Here is a 20020-nt window from a genome sequence, read left to right as displayed (position 1 = left end):
TTGCTTTGGGATTTTTTATTTTTAGAACCTATCCAGTAATGACTAAAGCTGTAATAAGATTGTCCTCCATTCTGAAATAAAAGTTCAGGAGTGATTTCAGTTATTGCTGCATTGGGAAAATGGGGAGATGACCACGAAGAACACCTACGGACACTGATCCTGACAGATCTCAAACCGAGATAGAATAGGCTTCATTATCAAATTTTGATATTTTACAGATATTTTGCAGAATCGAATATAATAATTTGATTAAATTTACTACTGTAAAAAATTAATACCCAATGACTTTCGGAGAACAGATGTTATTTTTCTTCAGCGCAGTAGGAGCATTCAACGGTCTTCTACTGGGAATTTATCTGCTGTTTGTTAAAAAACTGAAATATCCTCCGGATTTTTTCCTTGGAATTCTTCTCTTAATGCTAAGCTCAAGAGTAGCGATTTCTGTATGTTTTTATTTTTATCCCGATTTACCCAGAATTATTGCGCATTTAGGACTGTCAGCCTTATTTTTTGCCGGGCCGGCATTATATTATTATGTGAAATCTTCCTTCCAGCAGGATCAGTTTGATTGGAAGAACTGTCAGAAATGGTTCGGGATATTAACCCTTATTTTAGGAGTTGTCGGTGTATTATATCTGGTGTTTCCTATTACATGGGATAACTATTTTGCTACGTTTATCTATGGCGTTTGGTCTGTATTCATCTTCCTTACCGTCTATCAGTATTATATTCTGCTTAAGCAGAACGATAAAAATCCAAACAACTTTGTACTTCCGATTCTGGCCAGCAATGTGATTATATTTTTGAGCTATCAGCTGCTTTCGACAGGATGGGTACAAATCTATTGCGCAGGAGGAAGCCTTGTGTTTTCGTTCGTACTGTATGCCAACTTTTTGATTTTATTTAATAAAAAATATCAACAGCTTCCGGTAAAAGAAACCGAAAAATATTCCAATAAAAAGATTTCAGGAGAACAGGCAGATAGTTTTGTATCAAGATTAGAAAGACTGATGGATACAGAAGAGCTCTATAAAAATCCCAATCTAAAATTGAGTGATCTTGCCTCAAGAATGAACATGCCCTCTCATCAGCTTTCCCAGCTTCTGAATGATAATTTGGGTAAAAGTTTTGCGACCTGTATCAATGAATACAGGATCAATGAAGCCTGTGAGAAAATTGAAAATGGTTCCTATCTGAAAATTGAAGAGATTGGGTATGAAGTAGGATTCAATTCTAAATCAACTTTCTTTTCAACATTCAAAAAAATTAAAAATACAACACCTCTTTTGTATAAACAGACTCAAACGCTCACAGAGCCTAGGTTTCAGAGTTCAAATTTATAATTCAGTACTGCGGAATTTCAATTTCAAAACCGCTTTTTTAGAACAAGCCGATACTTTTGATGTCATAAAATTTAAAATCTATGATCATCAAATTACGGCTTTTCCTATTCCTGCTATTTGTCTCTTTTTTTGGAAAAGCACAGCAAATTGTAACAGGAAAAGTATCAGATTCTCTGACCCAGGCAACATCTTCCACCACGGCTATTTCAGAAGTCATTCTTCAGTCAGCTCCGCGAAAAATGAAATTAAATGACGGAAACATGGTCATGTCTGTTGCCGGAAACAAAGACTTTAAAACCTCTACCCATCTTCTTGATGTTTTAAGAAAAACACCAGGCGTTACAGTAGATCAGGAAGACGGAATTTTTATTGGAGGAAGAATTGCTCCAGCCATTTTTATTGACGGAAAACCTGTTGTCATGAGTAATCAGGAACTGCAGGCCTATTTGCGGTCTTTATCTCCGGATATGGTAGAATCTGTAGAAGTGAATGCCAATCCGTCTTCAAAATATGATGCCGAATTTAAAGGGATTATTGATATTAAACTAAAAAAGAATACCAGCCTCGGTTGGAAAGCAAGCTATAATGGCAATGTGTATATTAATAAATTCAACTACAGGGAAAACGCATTCAATACGTCTTACCATACGGGAAAAGTGACGTATAACCTTCAGGCAGGTTATAATGAAGGTATCTCGACCTATCGTTATCAGGCTTTGCAGCGGTTGGCAAATACCAATATCATGCGTACTCATACCTATCAGGAAGATTTTTGGAAGGTGTATAATATTCAGACAGGAGCAGATTTCAGGCTGAATGATAAAAACAGACTGGGAATCAGTCTGAGAGGTAATTTCAGAACTAATGACCGTACACGAAGCGGATCACTTTTTACTACCAATAAAAGTGAAACCCAAACGGTACTGAATACCGCCAGTGAAAGTCCCACAGATTATTTACAGAATAATTATGGGATTACCACCGATTATTCTTTTCAAAACAAAGGATTTAAACTCAGTTTTTTAGGAAACTATCTTTCAGTTAAAAATAAACAGAATGATGATTTTATCAATAAAGATCAGACGACAGCAAATCTTCTGTCTTACTGGAAATCTGATTTGATTAATAAAATTAATATTTATACTGCTCAGATAGATGTTTCGCAGAAAATTGATAATGCAGATCTTGAAGCAGGAATTAAATACAGCAGTTCAGACACCCAGAACAATATCAGATATGATACATTATCAGCCGGAAATCAGTTTGTTTTCGATCCTGCGAGAAGTAATGTGTTTTCATATAAAGAAAAAATTTGGGCAGGTTATCTGGCATACAGGCAGAAGTTTGGAAACTTACAGATCAATGCAGGATTAAGATTTGAAAATACAAACAGTATTTCCAATGCAATTACCGTAGATTCCATTGTTTCAATAAATTATCCGAAATGGCTGCCATCTTTAAGTGCAAATTATACTTTTAATAAATCCAGTGAACTTTCCCTTTCTTATAGCAGAAAAATAACGAGACCGGTTTTCTCTCAACTTAATCCTTTCCGGTTTTATTTCAGTCCGCTAAATTACTGGATAGGTAATCCTTACCTGCTTCCATCCTTTACAAGCCAGATTAAAGCAACCTACCGCTATAAAAACTGGATGACAAGCTTTACAGTTGGAAAAGAAGAAGACGTTATGACCCGTTATCCGCTTTACAATCCGGAAACGAACGTATTGGAATATCTGGGAACCAATCTTCCGTATCGGAACTTTGCTGTTCTCGAAACCAGCTTTCCAATCAGAATTACAAAATGGTGGAATGTTACCAGCCAGTTTACAGGATATTATAATTACGAATTCAGACCCTATCTGGATGAGGTTTTTGCATTGAAGATCTACAACTATGAAGTGAGGCTAAACCAGGTGTTTTCCCTTCCAAAAGGATTTACTGTAAATGTATTTGCCAATTATGAATCAAAAACGGGGAACAGTCTTTATATTATTAAACCAAGATATACCGTAGATGTATCAGTTCAGAAGTCATGGTTTGATAATAAACTGAACGCTAAAATAGGTTTTAATAATCTCCTGGATTCCTACGAGCAACGATTAGAATTTCGGCACAAACAGATTATGGATAACCGTTTTACCCATTGGTGGGATAGCAGCCGGTTGGTTTTTTCACTCGTTTATAGTATAGGAAGTTCAAAATATCAGGTAAAAGAAAACCAGAGAACAGAAGAAGAAAACAGAGCGAGATAAGAAAACCTGCTTTTTCAAGCAGGTTTTCGTTTTATTATGGGCATTGGCATCTGTCGCATGTCCAGATATAGCATTTTCCTGTGTCATCCCATTCACAACATCTTCTGGCTGTTGAAATTGGAGCTCCTCCTAATAGAGATTTTTGTTGTTCTCTTCCTAATTTTTGTGCGTTTTTCAGCACTGAATTGTTTTTGTTCATGACTTTGATTTTTGGTGTTAATAGTTAAGTTTTTTGATATATAATTTCGCGAAAATTATATCACTAATATAGGAAATTAAATAATATAATTATCTGTTTTTTTGTTCTTATGTAGATGGAAAATAGTAAGTTGTAGATGTTTTTGGAGCTATTCACTACAGTTAGCTAAACATACAAGGAAATTTTGTTGAAGGGTGGTGATTTTGGAAATCAAATTTAATACATAAAATAATCCAAAAGTTTTATAGGTAGAGACCTTTACTTATATTTGTAGTATTGCATAAATCTTTATGAGACTAAACATTAAAAACGAAACGGGCAGGCTGAAGTCAGTAGTTCTAGGCCAGCCTAATTCACTGGGAGCAGTTCCCACACTAGAGGAAAGTTATGACGCAAAGTCATATTACTCAATCGAACACAACATGTATCCTAAAGAAGAGGATATTATCAATGAAATGAACGCTTTTGAAGCAGTTTTAAAAAAGTATGACGTTGAAGTACTGCGTCCAAGTATCATCCAGGACTACAATCAGGTTTTTTCAAGAGATGTAGCCTTTGTAATTGATGACAAGATGATCATTTCCAATGTGATCGCGGACAGAGCGGACGAGCAGGGGGCATACAAAAGCGTTTTTGAGAAAGTAGCATGGAGAAAGATCATTAACCTTCCGGAAACAGCACATATTGAAGGGGGAGATGTTATTGTATGGAATGATTTCATTTTCATTGGAACCTGCTTCAGCGAAGATTACAGAAACTATAAGACGGCGAGAACCAATGAATACGCCATCGAAATTTTAAAAGAATATTTTCCAAAGAAAAGAATCATTGATCTTGAACTGAAGAAAAACGATAAAGTTCCTTTTGAAGGGATTCTGCATTTGGACTGTACATTCAACCCGGTGGGTGAAGACAAATGTATCATTTATAAAAACGGATTCGTAGATGAAAGTGACTACCGTTTGATCATTGACATTTTTGGAGAAGAAAACTGTTTCCATATCAATGACGAAGAAATGTTTGATATGTTCCCGAATATTTTCTCCATTTCTCCGGATGTAGTAGTTTCAGACAAAGCATTCACAAGAATGAATGACCATTTGAGAAACGAATGGGGAATGACCGTTGAAGAAATCCCTTACAGAGAAATTTCTAAAATGGGTGGTTTGTTGAGATGCTCTACAATGCCGCTTGTGAGAGAATAATTGAGTAAGAGTGTTTTAGGGTTTGAGATTGAAAAAGTTGTAGTCTTTCAATCTTCAATCTTTTAATTTTTAAATCAAAAAAAATGCAGACAACAGATACAGTATTAATGATAGAGCCGATTGCATTCGGTTACAACGCTGAAACAGCGAAAAACAATTACTTTCAGGTAGAACAGACGGGTTCTGACATCCAGTCAAAAGCTTTGGCTGAGTTCAATACCTTTGTCGGAAAGCTGAGAGGAAAAGGAATTAATGTGATCACAATAAAAGATACACTAGATCCTCATACCCCGGATTCTATTTTCCCGAATAACTGGGTGAGTTTCCATAAAGATGGGAAAGTGGTTTTATATCCGATGTTCGCTTCCAACAGAAGAGTAGAAAGAAGAGACGATATTATAGAAAGCATCAAAGATCAGGGCTTCGAAGTTGCTGAAATTGATGACTGGTCTTTTCCTGAAACTCAGGGGCATTTCCTGGAAGGAACGGGAAGTATGATTTTCGATCACGATAATAAAATTGCTTACGGTTCTGTTTCTTTGAGACTGGATGAAAAACTGTTCAGAGATTTCTGTGCAAAATTCGGATTCACTCCGGTTGTTTTCCATTCATTTCAGACAGTAGGAACAGAAAGACTTCCTATCTATCATACCAACGTAATGATGTGTGTGGCAGATCAATTTGTAGTAATCTGTCTTGATTGTATTGACGATGAGCTGGAAAGAGAAAAAGTAGTTGAAACTATTAAAGGTTCCGGAAAAGAAATCATCGAAATTTCAGAAGAGCAGATGCAGCAGTTTGCAGGAAACATGCTTCAGGTTCAGAATAAAGATGGTGAAAAATTTCTGGTAATGAGCCAGACAGCTTACCAGTCTCTAACTACAGAACAGGTGGCAGCTATTGAAAAATACTGCGAAATTATTTATTCAGACCTGAATACCATTGAAGTAAATGGAGGAGGAAGTGCAAGATGTATGCTTGCTGAGGTTTTTCTTCCAAAAAAATAATATATTTACGAAAAAATTAATTGAACCCATTATCAAGTAAAGGTTTACATATTCTTCTGACTTTGGAAACAGAGTCAGAAGATTTGTTATTAGACAGTAAAAGTTTTCTGGAGTTTACAGAAGAAATTCTGAAAACCAAAGAGGTAGAAATTGTAGGAGTGACCAATCATATTTTTGAGAATGACAGCTTTACTTCCGCAGTGATCCTTAAAGAGTCTCACCTTTGTATCCACACGTGGCCGGAATTTAAACAGCTTACTTTTGACGTTTTCCTTTGTAATTATACACAGGACAATACCACAAAAGTAGAGAAGATTGCAGATGAAGTGGTTCAGTATTTTAAAGCTAATACCATTCAAAAACACAAAATTTACAGATAAAAATGCACTATGTCTGCCCAGCATGCGAATCAGAAAATAAAATAGATCTCACTTTTCCTGTTGAAGAATATGTTTGTAATACCTGTTCCCATCTCATTGATGTAGCCGGAAACAAACAGATCAAACATTTGAAAGTCCCCACGGAAAACGTTGTTTTAGAGGTCGGACAAAAAGGAAAAATCGGAGGTGAAGAATATACCGTTGCTGCTATTATTGTCAAAAGATACGGCACTAATATTTTCTGGCGCGAATACTATTTAAAAGACAGCAAAGGAGGTGATGCTTTCCTGAGTGAAAGTGATGGCCATTGGGTTTTCCTGGTGACCATCCATCCCGATGATTTTAAAGGTAAAAGTTCTACCGTAAGAACTTATCAAGGAAGAAATTACCGCTGGTATGAAAACTCTCCCTGCAGTATTTACGCTGCTGCCGGATTTTTTGATGAACATCTGGATTTCAATCTTGCTACTTACAAAGAATATGTCAACGGAACCCGTATGATCTCACAGGAGACGGTGGGTAAAAAAAATCAATACTTCTACGGAGTTCACATTTCAAAATATGAGGTCAAAAGAGCTTTTAAAATAGCTCATATGCCCTATTATACAGGAGTAGGAATCGTACAGCCGTATTATTTTGATATCAGGCAGACGGTAAACATTTTTTGTATAGCAGCATTATTGATATGCCTGTTCCAACTATATGTTTACACATCACGAACGAACGAAACTGTTTTTGCGCAGACCATCAATTTTACAGATGTACGGGACAAAGAAATGGTGAGCAGCAGTTTTACCCTTTCAGGAGGCTCAGCACCATTAAAGGTGAATGCATTTTCAGGAGTTGATAATTCCTGGGCGAATATCCAGCTGAGTCTTGTGAATGAAAAAACCAATGAAGTTATCTATACTTCCAAGGATATCGAGCAGTATCATGGTTACGAAGATGGAGAAAGCTGGTCAGAAGGAAGTCAGTCTGAAGATTTTAATCTTTGTGGAGTAAGTTCCGGGCAGTATCACTTTCTTATTTCTGCAGAGAAAGATGGCGCTTTACCTACCTTTTCCAACCTTCAGTCTCCGGATTCAAAGGTGATAATATCGCGGGATAAATCAGGAGCTGTCGAAATTAATGATATGCTTAAGGGGCAGACCACAATCTTTACAGATGGAAAGGCACTGGAAAAAGATACATCAGAAGTTGCTAGACTTACTAAAGCATCTTTCGGAACTCAAAAGCTGGATTCTCTGATTAATGCTGAAGCACCTCACCTCACCACAGATCCTATTTCAAGCAATACCTATGTGCAGCTCAAAGCAACCTGGCTTCCCGTTTCATTCTGGAACTTCGGATTTATTATATTCATAATGGTCGCTCTGTTTTTAGCTATGTGGATAGGAAAGCATTTCTTTAATGTGAATAAATGGAAAAATAGTTCAAACACCCCATATCCCACATCATAATGACTACTATTTTAAACTATATAAGACAAAACTGGATACTCTGTTTGCTTGGAGGATTTTTCCTGACATGGTTTGTATATCTTACCTACGGAGGAAATCAGGTCTGCGACTGCGCTAAGACGGAAACATACCGTGACGGAACTACAAGAAGTCATTCCAGAGTAGGATTTTACAGATACTATCACAAATAAAAATATAAAACTATGGACAACATCAATCTATTACCAATATTCAATTCGGTTCTTTACTCATTTTTAGGAATCGCGATTCTTTTAGTATGCTATTTCATCATTGAAAAGCTTACTCCAGAAAAAACATGGCATGAGATTGCTCAGAACAAAAATATAGCGCTGGCTATTGTCTTCGGAGCATTTATCATCGGAATTTCAATGATTATAAGTGCCGCAATTCATGGATAAGAAGAGGATTCCTCTTGAGCTGCTTTTATTGTTTTCAGTATTCGTCATTGCTACATGTGGATTGATTTATGAATTGGTGGCCGGAGCCCTGGCGAGCTATCTTTTAGGAGACTCTGTAAAGCAGTTTTCTTTCATTATCGGGGTTTATTTATTTTCAATGGGAGTAGGTTCCTATTTTGCGAAATTCATCAAAGGAAATCTGATCGATAAATTTATTGAGATTGAGATCCTGGTGGGAATTGTAGGCGGAATCAGCTCTGTTGTGCTCTTTACTTTGTTTAATACACTCGCACATTTTGAAAGTGTTCTCTACCTTTTTGTCTTTTTCACAGGATGCCTCGTTGGAGTGGAAATTCCACTTTTAATGAACATTCTGAAAGATAGAGTACAATTTAAAGATTTAGTTTCAAATGTCTTTGCATTCGATTATATCGGGGCTTTGCTGGCATCTATTCTATTTCCACTGGTTTTAATTCCGAAGCTGGGAATTGTAAAAACACCTCTGTTTTTCGGACTTATTAATATTTCGATCGCTATATTCTTATGCTATTACCTTAAAAGAGAATTGTCAAAACCATTTTCATTAAAAGTAAAATCTATTGCAGCATTTATTGTATTAGTAGGACTTTTTATTTTTTCTGATACTATTTTGTCTTATTCTGAGGAAAAACTATATGGTGAAAATGTAGTCTATACCAAAAGTTCTCCTTACCAAAGAATTGTTCTCACCAGAAATACCCACGAATTCCGTTTGTATTTGAATAACAACCTGCAGTTTTCTTCTACCGACGAATACCGTTATCATGAAGCTTTAGTACATCCGGCGATGTCTATGGCAAAAAACATTGATAACGTTCTGATTCTGGGAGGAGGTGATGGTTTCGCTGCAAGAGAAGTATTAAAATACAAAGACGTTAAAAAGATAACGCTTGTAGATCTTGATGGGGAAATGACCCAGTTTTTTAAGACCAATGAAACCATGCGCAGGCTGAACCAGGGCTCTTTCTCCAATCCTAAAGTGGAAGTGATTAATAAAGACGCTTACATTTGGGTAAAAGAGAACAAAAAAAAGTTTGATGTCATCATCATAGACTTTCCGGACCCTTCCAATTACAGCTTAGGAAAACTCTATTCCCTGCAGTTTTATAAAGAATTGGAAAGACTGACTACTCTTGATACCAAAATTGTGGTTCAGACCACTTCTCCGTATTTTGCGCCGAAATCGTTCTGGTGTATAGAAAAAACGATCAATCAGATTTTTCCTTTTACAGCAGCATACCATACCTATGTGCCGTCTTTTGGAGAATGGGGATTTTCTATGGCTTCATTTGAGCCCATCAACAACAGGATTTACAGAAAGCTTCCCGGTTTGAAATACTATGATTATAATTTTTCACAGATGTCTTATTTTAATAAAGATATGAAGGTGAAAGAAGTAGAAGTTAACCGTCTGGACAACCAGATACTAGTTCGTTATTTTGATGAAGAGTGGGGGAAAGTACAGTAGAAAGGATTTTCTTAAAACTATATTTTTAGGTAGCCTTATGCTTCCCTTTTTGCAGTATTGCGGAAAGAAAGTAAAATCATTGCTGCTGAAGATTACCGGGACGAATCACATTCTTGGGCATCGGCTGTGGGCAAAAGATTTTCCACAGTTTTCAGAAGTTATCCACACTCAATATCTTATTGTGGGTGGCGGGATTTCCGGACTTTCAGCATGCAGATTCTTCAGTCAGCATCATGAGCAGGACTATCTTCTCCTTGAAATGGAAAACCATCTGGGAGGAAACTCTTCCAACGGACAGAATGCATTTTCAAAATTCCCTTTAGGAGCCCATTATTTACCGTTGCCGAATAAAGAAAATACAGAAATCATCGAGTTTCTGAAAGAATGTGGAATCTGTTTAGGAACTGAAAATAATGGAGAACCCATTCTGGATGAATACCAAATGACTTTTCCACAGCAGGAAAGACTGTTCTATAAAAACTCATGGCAGAACGATATTGTTCCGCAGAGAGGAATTTCAGCAGAAACCCAGCAAGAGCTCAGCCGCTTTTTTAAGTTGATGGATGAATTTCGTGTAAAGAAAGATGCAGAGGGAAAATATTGGTTTGCCATTCCTGTACATGATTCCAGCAAAGATGATGAGGTTTTGAATCTCGAAAAAATCATTTTTAAAGACTGGCTCAAAGAAAATAACTATCACTCCGAAGAACTCCTTTGGTTGCTGGATTATTCCTGCAGAGATGATTTCGGATTAGGGATAGACTATGTTTCTGCATGGGCAGGAATTCATTATTTTGCAGGAAGAAAGAACAACTGGAGTACGAAATATAAAGACCAGGTCTTCACATGGCCGGAAGGTAATGCCAGACTTGCAAAACATTTCTCAAAATATACAGATGGAAAGCATATGTCCGGAAATCTGGTTTTTGATGTGAAAATAAATGATAAAGTTGAGATTTTAAGTTTTGATAATACCGAGAAAAAAACAAAAAAAATCATTGCTGATAAGGTACTGTTTGCATCACCGCAGTTTGTAAACGAAAGGATTTTTAATCAAAAAAGAGCATCATCATTTAATTATGTTCCCTGGCTTTTAACAACCATTACCCTGAAGAATGAATTCGGAGGAGATGAAGAGCTGGCCTGGGACAATGTGATCTATGGATCTTCAGGATTGGGTTATATCTTTGATCAACATCAGAATCTGAACCAGATTATGGGTGAAAAAGTGATTACCCATTACAAGAGCTTTTCAACCGGAGACTGTAGAAAAGCAAGGAAAAAACTGTACGCGATGAAAGATGCAGAACTGAAAACTTTAGTTTTAGATGATCTGAAGAAAGCACACCCTTTGATAGAGGATTTTATTATTGAAATGCAGTTTCATAAAATAGGGCATGCCATGATTGCTCCGGTTCCTGATCAGATTTTTGGAGAAAAAACCAAAATAACGAAAGAACCTATTGAAGATAAAATTTTCTTTGCCCATTCCGATCTTTCAGGAATATCTATTTTTGAAGAAGCCTTTTATCAGGGAATCCGGACTGCAGAAAAAATGATATAAGATGGCTATATGAAACAACCTTGGATACATAATGCAAAAACAGACTGGTGGTTTATTTTATCACCTCCTTTCCTGGTATTGCTCATTATTTTTCTCTTTCAGAAACAGATTCAGGGACTGGAAAATCATTATTCCTTTTATACATGGCTTTTCCTGATTGTTTTTGTAGATGTAGCTCACGTGTATTCTACCTTGTTCAAAACCTATTTTGTAAAAGGAGAAGTACAGAAAAATAAGCTGCTTTATCTCGGTATTCCTGCTGTAAGCTGGATTTTGGGAATTGCCCTGTTTCAATTTGGAAGTCTGACATTCTGGTCAGTACTGGCTTTGGTTGCCGTTTTTCATTTTATACGACAACAGTACGGGTTTATGAGAATCTATGCCCGTTTTGAACCGAATAACTGGAGCAAAAAAATAGATGAAGTGGCTGTTTATTCCGCAACAATCTATCCCATGTTATACTGGTTCAGTACACCACGAGCCTTTACCTGGTTTGTGAATAATGAGTTTGACTGGCTTAAAAATCTTCCGGATTACGTCCCTTTGATTACCGTAATCTATTTTGCAATTCTGATTATTTGGATTATTAAAACTATAATTGAAGCTTTTAAAACCAAAAGAACTAATATTCCCAAAATAGCACTGATCACAGGAACTTTCCTTTCCTGGTATTTTGGAATCGTGTACTTCAACAATGATCTTCTCTTTACTTTTCTGAATGTGGTTTCCCATGGGATTCCTTATATCGCACTGATTTATATCCGGGAAATACATCAAAAAGAAAACAATCAGCTTAACAGAATGCAGGTTTTTAAATCTTTTTCCGGAATATTTTTATTTGTTGGCATTCTTTTAGGATTTGCCTTTGTAGAAGAATTTTTGTGGGAAACGCTGGTTTGGAACGAGCATTTTTCCCTGAATGTGATGCTCTCAGAAAAATGGTTTCAGTTTCTGGTTCCGTTACTAGTCGTGCCTCAGCTTACTCATTATCTGCTGGATGGCTTTATTTGGAGAAAACCAAAAAAAGTTAGCTAACTTTGCGGTAATCTTTAAAATCTAAAAATGAGACAATACTTTCTGTTATTAGCAGTTTTTCTAGGAATCATTGCAGGAGCACAGCAGAAGACTTTCTGTAATCCCATCAATATTGATTATGGTTATACTCCTTTTGAAGTTTTTTCAAAGCAGGGAAAACATCGTGCTACAGCAGATCCGGTGATTGTTAATTTTAAGAATAAACTGTTTCTTTTTTCAACCAATCAGGAAGGATATTGGTACAGTGATGATATGCTGGACTGGAAATTTGTCAAAAGGAAATTTCTAAGAGACAACAAATACACCCATGACCTTAATGCTCCAGCAGTTTGGGCAATGAAAGATACTTTGTATGTTTATGGTTCTACCTGGGAGCAGGATTTCCCGATCTGGAAAAGTACAAATCCTACCAAAGATGACTGGAAAATTGCCGTAGATACTTTGAAAGTAGGAGCGTGGGATCCGGCATTCCATTATGATGAAGATAAAAATAAACTATATCTGTACTGGGGCTCAAGTAATGAATGGCCATTGCTGGGAACAGAAGTGAAAGTGAAAAATCTTCAGTCCGAAGGTTTCGTAAAACCAATTATTAAATTAAAACCAGAAGACCACGGTTGGGAACGTTTCGGGGAATACAATGATAATGTTTTTCTTCAGCCTTTTGTAGAAGGGGCGTGGATGACAAAACATAACGGAAAATATTATATGCAGTACGGTGCTCCGGCAACAGAATTCAGTGGATATTCTGATGGAGTCTACGTCAGTAAAAATCCTTTGGAAGGTTTCGAATACCAACAGCATAATCCATTTTCCTATAAACCTGGAGGTTTTGCCAGAGGAGCGGGTCACGGAGCTACTTTTGAGGACAATTACAAAAACTGGTGGCACATTTCAACGATCTTTATTTCTACTAAAAATAATTTTGAAAGAAGGCTGGGAATCTGGCCGGCAGGTTTTGATAAAGATGATGTGATGTTCTGTAATACAGCTTATGGCGATTATCCTACCTACCTTCCGCAATATGCGCAGGGAAAAGATTTTACAAAAGGTCTTTTTGCCGGATGGATGCTGCTGAATTATAATAAACCGGTTCAGGTTTCATCTACTTTAGGTGGATATCAGCCTAATTATGCTGTAGATGAAGATATCAAAACGTATTGGAGTGCTAAAACAGGAAATTCCGGTGAATGGTTCCAGACAGATCTCGGGGAGGTTTCTACCATCAATGCTATTCAGATCAATTATGCTGATCAGGATGCGGAGTTTATGGGGAAAACCTTTGGTAAAATGCACCAATACAAAATCTACGGATCCAATGATGGGAAAAAATGGAATGTGATTGTGGATAAAAGCAAAAATACGAAAGACGTTCCTCACGATTATGTAGAACTGGAGCAGCCTGCAAAAGCCCGTTTCCTTAAAATGGAAAACCTTAAAATGCCTACAGGAAAATTTGCACTGAGCGGTTTCAGGGTATTTGGAAAAGGAGCTGGAAAACAGCCTGCCAAAGTGGAAGGTTTTGTACCTTTAAGAGCTGATCCTAAGAAGTACGGTGAAAGAAGAAGTATCTGGATGAAATGGCAGCAGAATCCTGAAGCAGACGGATATGTAATCTATTTTGGAAAGTCTCCGGATAAATTGTACGGAAGCATTATGGTATACGGAAAGAATGAATATTTCTTTACAGGAGCAGACAGAACAGATGCTTACTATTTCCAGATTGAGGCTTTCAATGCCAATGGCGTTTCTGAAAGGACAGCTGTTGCAAAATCTGAATAGATATGATTTAAATATAAAAGAATAACACGTTTTGAAATATCAGAACGTGTTATTTTTTGTCATTTTTTTTAAGAAAGTTCTCAATTTTATTGATAAGTAACTTGTCATTGGGTTGTTTATCCCAATCCAGATGTCCGCCATTGAATTGATAAGACTCATGGATAACATGATTTTTATTTAAAACTGAATCTAAGATTTTTTCCTGGGTAGAAGGTATAACATGATCCGAATTCCCATAATAAGATAAAGTAGGAGGGGAGTTTTCTCTTATCCATTTTACAGGACTTGCGAAATCTATTAGTGATGTTCCCGGTTTTGGTACACGGGGATCTACAAGTCTTTTTTCCACAAAAGAATATTCCTGATAATTTTTGAAACCCGGATCTGAGAGATCTGCAGGACCAACAATATTAATCACTGCTTTTACTTTTTTATCAGCATCAGATTGATAAGCATATAGCATAGACAAATGTCCGCCGGCGCTGTTTCCTAATAAAATAAGGTTGGGATTGTAGCCCAGTCTGTTCTTTAATAGTTTAGTTACTTTTTTAATATCATCAGTTTGGTTTGGAAGTCCAAATTGAGTGGCTGATGTCAGTCTATAGTTCATATTGACGAAAATATGATCAGGAAACTTCTGCATCATAGAAAGCGTGAAAAAAGTCAGTTGTGACTTATTTCCACTTCTCCAGCCTCCACCATGAATAATGATAAAGACCTCTTTTTCTCCATTTGTTTTTTTATTGGGAATATAGAGATCCATGACCTGGTGATCATTATTCCCGTAATGAATATTTTCTTCTTTATCAAAGCTGATATCTTTTCCCAGTCTTACTTTTTTTTCTGTACAGCTCATCCATAGAAAAAGAAGACTAAGGCAAATCAAAATAATTTTCACCTCTTTTTTCATAGCAATTAAATATAAAAAAATCCGCTGAAAAGAATCAGCGGATACTGTAAGAATAATTAATTGAATATGAAGAATGATAATCTTTTATCTTGTTCTGCTTTTGATAGCATCTGATGCACCTTCGATGTCTCTTACTTTTTTCACTTTCTGGTTTCCGAAATTATAGGTAAGGCTTACCATTACGTTTCTGTTGTAACGGTTTTGGTGGATGTAATTATAATTGCCGTTCTCCTGGAAGTCCTCAATTTTAACGATGTTGGTATTAAGGATGTCATTCACATTTGCTGCAAAAGTCCAGTCGTTCCACACTTTCTTGATGCTGAGGTCTAAGCTCATTAAGTTTTTCAATGAACCGAGCTCAATCTGCTGCTTATCTACAAAGAAGTAATTAAGTCCGAAGAACCATGTTTTCTTTTTATCAAGACGGATCGTGTTGTTAGTCTGGATCAGAAGACTGGTAGAGCTGATATTGTTGGTATAGGTAATAAAATTTCCGTTTGGTCCTTTGTCATCTTTAAAACGGTCTCCTGTAGTAGGATCGGTATCAAGACTTCCATTATTGATGTTATGTTGAACTCCGATATTGAAATTGGTGGTCCAGTATTGCTTGAAGAACGACTTCTGAATACCTACCATGGCAGACATTTCCTGTTTATTTCCAAAATTGGTTCTTATATATCTAAGAACAGGATTTTCTCCTACTTTACCTTCAGGTGATACAGGATATCCCTGCAGTGGAACCTGGGTTATGGCATCCTGAATATAAGAATGATTTAAAATCAGGAAGTATGAGTTTTTGTACATATAAGTCAGCTCCTGATTGTAAGTGGATGAAGCCTTTACAAATGGATTATTCTGAGTATAATTATCATCTGTAAGAATGTTTCTTACCGGATTGATTTCCCAGAAGCTCGGTCTTCTCATCCTGCTTGAAAAGGAATAAGAAATATTGTTTTTATCATTGATTGCGTAGTTGAAACTCAGATAGGGAAGGATATTGCTGTAATTTCTTTCAATTCTTTTAAGCTCGTCTGTAGGAGCATTGTCAGAAGTTCCAAGACTGTTGGTGATCTCATATCTTGCGCCTACTTTTCCGGAAATTTTATCCGAGATCTTCTTCTCTACCGTCACATACATACCATAGATATTTTCATCATAGATAAAATGGTTGGGTCTTGAATCCGGAGCTTCTATGGGATTAAAAGAATATGTTATGTTTTTAGAATCGTTGTCTGTTTTGGTTTTGTTATAATTTCCTCCTACAGAAACAGTCAGATCATTTTTAAACTTTTGATTATAATCTACCATTCCGGAGAAGTTATTAATGATCTGGGGAAGGTCCTGAATGACCTGTCTTGTTCTTCCTCCTACAACTCTGTCAATATCCGAAGCGAAGGTTTTGTTATCTGTGTACTGAAATCTTCTGTAGTTAAGATAAGCTGCATTTACATTCAGTTTGCTGCCTAATGAGTCTGTTTTTAATTCATAATTTAAATTCACAGAATTATTATAAGATCTTGCATCTTCTTTGTTTTTAGACCAGGTATATTCCGGTTTTTCTGCGCTTTCTTTTTTTATGGTATTAAATAAATCTACGGTTGAATTATAACTTTTATTGGCCCAGGTATTCCATGATAGAGCCAGATTGCTTTTGTCATTCAGCTGATAATCAATATTCAGATAACCTCCGATGTTTTTATTCGGATCATTAATATCTCCTGTGGATTCGTTAGATGTTTTGGCAGTTCCGTTTCTTAACGTGTACGTTTGTGCCTCTATATTTTCACCACCGCTAAGATTGGCGCTTACTCCCAGTTTACCTTTTCGGTAGTTGGCAGAGAAGCTCGCCTGGCTTCCGTTGTATTTACTGGTGGTGTTGGACATTCTCATATTTCCGTTGAGACCGTCACTCATTTTTTTCTTTAAAACGATATTGATGATCCCATCTGATGATTCAACCTGGAATTCACTTCCCGGAACCGTAATCACTTCAATTTTCTGGATGTTTTCTGCCGGAGTATTTTTCAGGAACTGTGCCAGGGACTCAGAATCCATATTGCTTTTTCTTCCGTTGATATAGATCAGGGCATTATTTTTCCCGGCAATCTTCAATGTTTTATCATCTGTAGAAGATAATAGAGGAGTTTGCTTCAGAAGATCAAAAGTCGTATTTCCTTTAGCTACAGGAGATGCTGCTACATCATATACAAAACGGTCACTTTGTTTTTTGAAAACCTGTTTTGTAATCGTAACTCCTTCTATATTTTTTGTTTTTGCTGTATCAGATTTCTTCTCCTGGGCAAATGCACAAGTACCGAATACGATGGCCATTGACAAAATTATACGTTTCATGTTGTTTTTATTTGAGAGTGGTTGAGTGATATAAGTTTTTATAGATTAGGTTCTTGATTTTACAGCATCATTGGCTGATTTCATTTCCCTTGCCTTTTTCAGTTTCTGATTCCCGAAGTTGTAAGTAACTCCGATGCTCATTAGTCTTGGATAGTTGAAGTTGGTGATATTATTATACTTTCCGTTGGGCTGTACTCCTCTCACGCTGTAGAAGCTTTGGTTAAATAAATCGCTTACTTCCGCTACAATGGTCCAGTCGCCTGCAATTTTTTTAAGACTGAGATCGAAGCTTTGTCTTGCTCCTATCATACCTCCTTCCGTAGCGGTCTGGCTTGCAAAGAAGTAATTAACTCCTAAAAACCAGTCTTTTTTAGATGAAAGTCTGATAGTGTTATTGATGGTTGCAGACATATTGTAGTTTTTTACATCAATGATATAAGGATCCAGTGACTCGGATTCGTACTGACCTAGTTGAGAAGTTGGATCTTCCCATACTCCGCCTTTGTAGGTAACATAACCCAAATTGACAGAATAGTTGGTTGTCCATATGTCTTTGAACCATGATTTGTTCATTCCCAGCGTAAGAGCAAGTTCTCTGTTTTTACCGTAATTGGTTCTTATATATCTTAGGAATCTAGTTGTTCGCATGATCATATTTCCGCCTGGACCATAGACTATATTTCCATTTTTATCCCTTTCTGGAGTTGTTAAAGTTCCCTGTAACGGAAGCATGTCAGAAGCAGATGCGTCTTCCACCATATTAAAGCTAAGATTGGCGTAGAATGCATTTTTGTACATATAGTTCAGCTCCTGATTATAAAATTTTGAAGCAAGAACAAATGGATTATTCTGTGTATAATTCGTAGGAGTGAAATACGTTCTGGACGGGTTGAGTTCCCAGAATCTTGGTCTTCGGATTCTGCTGGAGAAAGTATAGCTCAGATTGTGATCAGAATTGATGGCATAATTTAAATTCAGATAAGGTAAAAGATTATTGTAATTTCTTTCGAACCCTGTTTTTTCCAGAATTTCTCCGGTACTTCTGGTCATTTCATATCGGGCTCCTATTTTTCCGGATATTTTCTCAGTCAGTTTACGCTCATAGTTCAGATAAATTCCAAGTATATTTTCTTTATAAATGAAGTGATTGGTTTGTTTAGGATCTATCACAAAATCACCACCTATTAGTTTGTCTTGTTTGGTATCATTATCAGTGTTCGTATGATTGTAGCTGATTCCCATTAACCATGTTGCGCCTTTTGCTGTTTTTTTCAGATAGTCGATATTTGCCGCATAGTTGTTAATAATTTGAGGTACTGATTGATGAAGTGCTGAATATTTGTTGATGGTATCATTAGTTAAAGGAAAACTTTCATTAAAACTTACTTTATCTCTGTTGAACCATAGATAAGAAGCATTTGCTGTAAGTTTGCTTCCCAGAGAATCGGTTTTCATCTCATAATTTAAATTGAATGAATGATTTCTGGTTTGTGCATCTTCATTATTGACTGTTCTGTTATTTAAAACCCCATTTTGCCAGTTGGTAATATCCAGTACAGAATTGAAACTTTTATTATATCTCATGTTGTAGGAGAAACCAAGACTATGCTTTTTATTGATCTCATAATCAACATTGAAGCCTCCACCAAAATTTTTGTTAGGATCATCATTAAACCCGAATGATTCATTTTTGAAAGTAGAATCTCCGTTAGAGAGTGTATATCTTTGTCTGTCTGTCCAGCTTCCCGTTCTGAAGTTTGAATTACCAGACCACTTACCTTGTCTGAAGTTAAAAGAAGCTCCTGCATTAGGGTTGTTGTAATATCCTTGCTCATTCTGCATTTTCAACGTTCCGTTGTAACCGTTGTTCTTGCTTTTTTTCATTACAATATTAATTACGCCTTCTTTAGATTCAACCTGGAATTCACTTCCTGGAACTGTAATGACTTCAATTTTCTGGATATCCTCTGATGGTGTGGATTTCAGCATTTCAATCAATGCTTCAGAATCCATATTTGTTTTCTTATTGTTGATGTAGATCACTGCATCATTTTTTCCCAAAATCTTCAATGTCTTTCCATCTATACTGGAAATCATCGGAGTTTGTTTCAAGAGATTAAAGGTGTTGGTTCCTTTAGCAATTGATGAAGAAGCTACATCGTACACCAATCTGTCCCCTTGTTTTTTGAAAACCTGCTTCTTGATATTCACTGCATCAATAGCATTTACTTTCAAACTGTCTTTTTTCTGCTGGGCAGTTACAAGTCCACCGAAAAATAGTGCTGCAATAAGAATTTGAGTTTTCATGATATTATTTTTTAATTAATAGCTTGTATGGTTTGTTATTTTACATTGCAAAGATATGTAATAAATTTAGTATCATGCAATGCAAAGTACTTAAAATGTTTTTAATTATTATTTAAACAATTGATTTTCAGTGACTAAAATTTCACATCAATTTTTCAATTTAAATAACTTTGCTACTTAATTAGACAATTTAAAGTTGATTTTTGTTACATGATAGAATGAAATTGATAAAAATTTTTAAAAATATTTGATAAGAAATAGGAAAAGAGAGTAATGATTGTTTTTTATTATTAAT

Annotated in this window: 16 protein-coding genes; 12 read left to right on the top strand and 4 right to left on the bottom strand. The window is 36.2% G+C overall.

Features of this window, described 5'->3' with window-relative positions; genetic code table 11:
* Positions 1–281 precede the first annotated feature (281 nt).
* Both AC57AW_RS03970 and AC57AW_RS03965 read left to right on the top strand, forming a co-directional pair.
* Positions 282–1343, top strand: a complete 1062-nt coding sequence (locus AC57AW_RS03970; protein ID WP_496350904.1) for a helix-turn-helix domain-containing protein — start codon at positions 282–284, stop codon at positions 1341–1343.
* Positions 1344–1423: 80 nt separating this feature from the next.
* Positions 1424–3598 carry a TonB-dependent receptor domain-containing protein gene (locus AC57AW_RS03965; RefSeq protein ID WP_496350903.1) on the top strand — a complete coding sequence of 725 codons (2175 nt, stop codon included), beginning with the start codon at positions 1424–1426 and terminating at the stop codon, positions 3596–3598.
* A gap of 34 nt (positions 3599–3632) precedes the next feature.
* Here AC57AW_RS03965 and AC57AW_RS03960 read toward each other — a convergent pair whose 3' ends face one another.
* A complete protein-coding gene (locus tag AC57AW_RS03960; RefSeq protein ID WP_318847215.1) occupies positions 3633–3797 on the bottom strand; it encodes a hypothetical protein in 165 nt (54 codons plus the stop codon).
* Positions 3798–4087: 290 nt separating this feature from the next.
* Between AC57AW_RS03960 and AC57AW_RS03955 the strand changes: the two genes are divergently transcribed.
* From AC57AW_RS03955 to AC57AW_RS03910, 10 genes are all read left to right on the top strand, one after another.
* The gene (locus tag AC57AW_RS03955) at positions 4088–5002 is read left to right on the top strand and encodes a dimethylarginine dimethylaminohydrolase family protein (RefSeq protein ID WP_496350902.1); all 915 of its coding nucleotides are present in this window, start codon (positions 4088–4090) and stop codon (positions 5000–5002) included.
* A gap of 83 nt (positions 5003–5085) precedes the next feature.
* Entirely contained in the window at positions 5086–6009 is a 924-nt protein-coding gene (ctlX, locus tag AC57AW_RS03950) for a citrulline utilization hydrolase CtlX (protein ID WP_496350901.1), read from the top strand.
* 20 nt (positions 6010–6029) lie between these two features.
* Positions 6030–6389, top strand: a complete 360-nt coding sequence (locus AC57AW_RS03945; RefSeq protein ID WP_318847211.1) for an S-adenosylmethionine decarboxylase family protein — start codon at positions 6030–6032, stop codon at positions 6387–6389.
* A 2-nt stretch (positions 6390–6391) separates the two neighbouring features.
* Complete coding sequence (locus AC57AW_RS03940) at positions 6392–7849, top strand: DUF4178 domain-containing protein (RefSeq protein WP_496350900.1); 1458 nt, start codon at positions 6392–6394, stop codon at positions 7847–7849.
* A complete protein-coding gene (locus AC57AW_RS03935) occupies positions 7849–8040 on the top strand; it encodes a hypothetical protein (RefSeq protein ID WP_318847209.1) in 192 nt (63 codons plus the stop codon). Before AC57AW_RS03940 ends, AC57AW_RS03935 begins: the two co-directional genes overlap by 1 nt.
* Before the next feature lie 12 nt (positions 8041–8052).
* Positions 8053–8268 carry a DUF350 domain-containing protein gene (locus AC57AW_RS03930; protein WP_077413617.1) on the top strand — a complete coding sequence of 72 codons (216 nt, stop codon included), beginning with the start codon at positions 8053–8055 and terminating at the stop codon, positions 8266–8268.
* Positions 8261–9775 (top strand): polyamine aminopropyltransferase, encoded by a 1515-nt coding sequence (locus AC57AW_RS03925; protein WP_496350899.1) that lies wholly within the window; start codon positions 8261–8263, stop codon positions 9773–9775. The genes AC57AW_RS03930 and AC57AW_RS03925 overlap by 8 nt, the downstream gene beginning before the upstream one ends.
* 37 nt (positions 9776–9812) lie before the next feature.
* Positions 9813–11339: an NAD(P)-binding protein gene (locus AC57AW_RS03920; RefSeq protein WP_496350898.1), complete on the top strand. Its 1527-nt coding sequence runs from the start codon at positions 9813–9815 to the stop codon at positions 11337–11339.
* 9 nt (positions 11340–11348) lie between these two features.
* The gene (locus AC57AW_RS03915) at positions 11349–12374 is read left to right on the top strand and encodes a hypothetical protein (RefSeq protein ID WP_496350897.1); all 1026 of its coding nucleotides are present in this window, start codon (positions 11349–11351) and stop codon (positions 12372–12374) included.
* 27 nt (positions 12375–12401) lie between these two features.
* Positions 12402–14156, top strand: coding sequence for a discoidin domain-containing protein (locus AC57AW_RS03910; RefSeq protein ID WP_496350896.1), 1755 nt, complete (start codon positions 12402–12404; stop codon positions 14154–14156).
* A 49-nt stretch (positions 14157–14205) separates the two neighbouring features.
* On the opposite strand, the gene AC57AW_RS03905 is transcribed toward AC57AW_RS03910, so the two are convergent.
* From AC57AW_RS03905 to AC57AW_RS03895, 3 genes are all read right to left on the bottom strand, one after another.
* On the bottom strand, positions 14206–15066 hold the full coding sequence (locus AC57AW_RS03905) for an alpha/beta hydrolase fold domain-containing protein (protein WP_496350895.1): 861 nt from the start codon (positions 15064–15066) through the stop codon (positions 14206–14208).
* Between the two features lie 84 nt (positions 15067–15150).
* Positions 15151–17418 (bottom strand): TonB-dependent receptor domain-containing protein, encoded by a 2268-nt coding sequence (locus AC57AW_RS03900; protein ID WP_496350894.1) that lies wholly within the window; start codon positions 17416–17418, stop codon positions 15151–15153.
* 45 nt (positions 17419–17463) lie between these two features.
* Positions 17464–19725 carry a TonB-dependent receptor domain-containing protein gene (locus tag AC57AW_RS03895; protein WP_496350893.1) on the bottom strand — a complete coding sequence of 754 codons (2262 nt, stop codon included), beginning with the start codon at positions 19723–19725 and terminating at the stop codon, positions 17464–17466.
* Positions 19726–20020 lie beyond the last annotated feature (295 nt).

This window comes from Chryseobacterium sp. BGA-UO-ETr-SB22, assembly GCF_059567885.1.
Note: the sequence above shows the minus strand (reverse complement) of the source record. Positions and strands in the feature narration are given on the sequence as shown.

What these genes read in the sequence shown, in the direction of transcription:
- AC57AW_RS03960 (WP_318847215.1), bottom strand. Translation starts at nt 3,797, where the DNA reads ATGAACAAAAACAATTCAGTGCTGAAAAACGCACAAAAATTAGGAAGA.
- AC57AW_RS03915 (WP_496350897.1), top strand. Translation starts at nt 11,349, where the DNA reads ATGAAACAACCTTGGATACATAATGCAAAAACAGACTGGTGGTTTATT.
- AC57AW_RS03935 (WP_318847209.1), top strand. Translation starts at nt 7,849, where the DNA reads ATGACTACTATTTTAAACTATATAAGACAAAACTGGATACTCTGTTTG.
- AC57AW_RS03900 (WP_496350894.1), bottom strand. Translation starts at nt 17,418, where the DNA reads ATGAAACGTATAATTTTGTCAATGGCCATCGTATTCGGTACTTGTGCA.
- AC57AW_RS03905 (WP_496350895.1), bottom strand. Translation starts at nt 15,066, where the DNA reads ATGAAAAAAGAGGTGAAAATTATTTTGATTTGCCTTAGTCTTCTTTTT.
- AC57AW_RS03965 (WP_496350903.1), top strand. Translation starts at nt 1,424, where the DNA reads ATGATCATCAAATTACGGCTTTTCCTATTCCTGCTATTTGTCTCTTTT.
- AC57AW_RS03940 (WP_496350900.1), top strand. Translation starts at nt 6,392, where the DNA reads ATGCACTATGTCTGCCCAGCATGCGAATCAGAAAATAAAATAGATCTC.
- AC57AW_RS03930 (WP_077413617.1), top strand. Translation starts at nt 8,053, where the DNA reads ATGGACAACATCAATCTATTACCAATATTCAATTCGGTTCTTTACTCA.
- AC57AW_RS03895 (WP_496350893.1), bottom strand. Translation starts at nt 19,725, where the DNA reads ATGAAAACTCAAATTCTTATTGCAGCACTATTTTTCGGTGGACTTGTA.
- AC57AW_RS03920 (WP_496350898.1), top strand. Translation starts at nt 9,813, where the DNA reads ATGCTTCCCTTTTTGCAGTATTGCGGAAAGAAAGTAAAATCATTGCTG.
- AC57AW_RS03910 (WP_496350896.1), top strand. Translation starts at nt 12,402, where the DNA reads ATGAGACAATACTTTCTGTTATTAGCAGTTTTTCTAGGAATCATTGCA.
- AC57AW_RS03955 (WP_496350902.1), top strand. Translation starts at nt 4,088, where the DNA reads ATGAGACTAAACATTAAAAACGAAACGGGCAGGCTGAAGTCAGTAGTT.
- AC57AW_RS03925 (WP_496350899.1), top strand. Translation starts at nt 8,261, where the DNA reads ATGGATAAGAAGAGGATTCCTCTTGAGCTGCTTTTATTGTTTTCAGTA.
- AC57AW_RS03970 (WP_496350904.1), top strand. Translation starts at nt 282, where the DNA reads ATGACTTTCGGAGAACAGATGTTATTTTTCTTCAGCGCAGTAGGAGCA.
- ctlX (WP_496350901.1), top strand. Translation starts at nt 5,086, where the DNA reads ATGCAGACAACAGATACAGTATTAATGATAGAGCCGATTGCATTCGGT.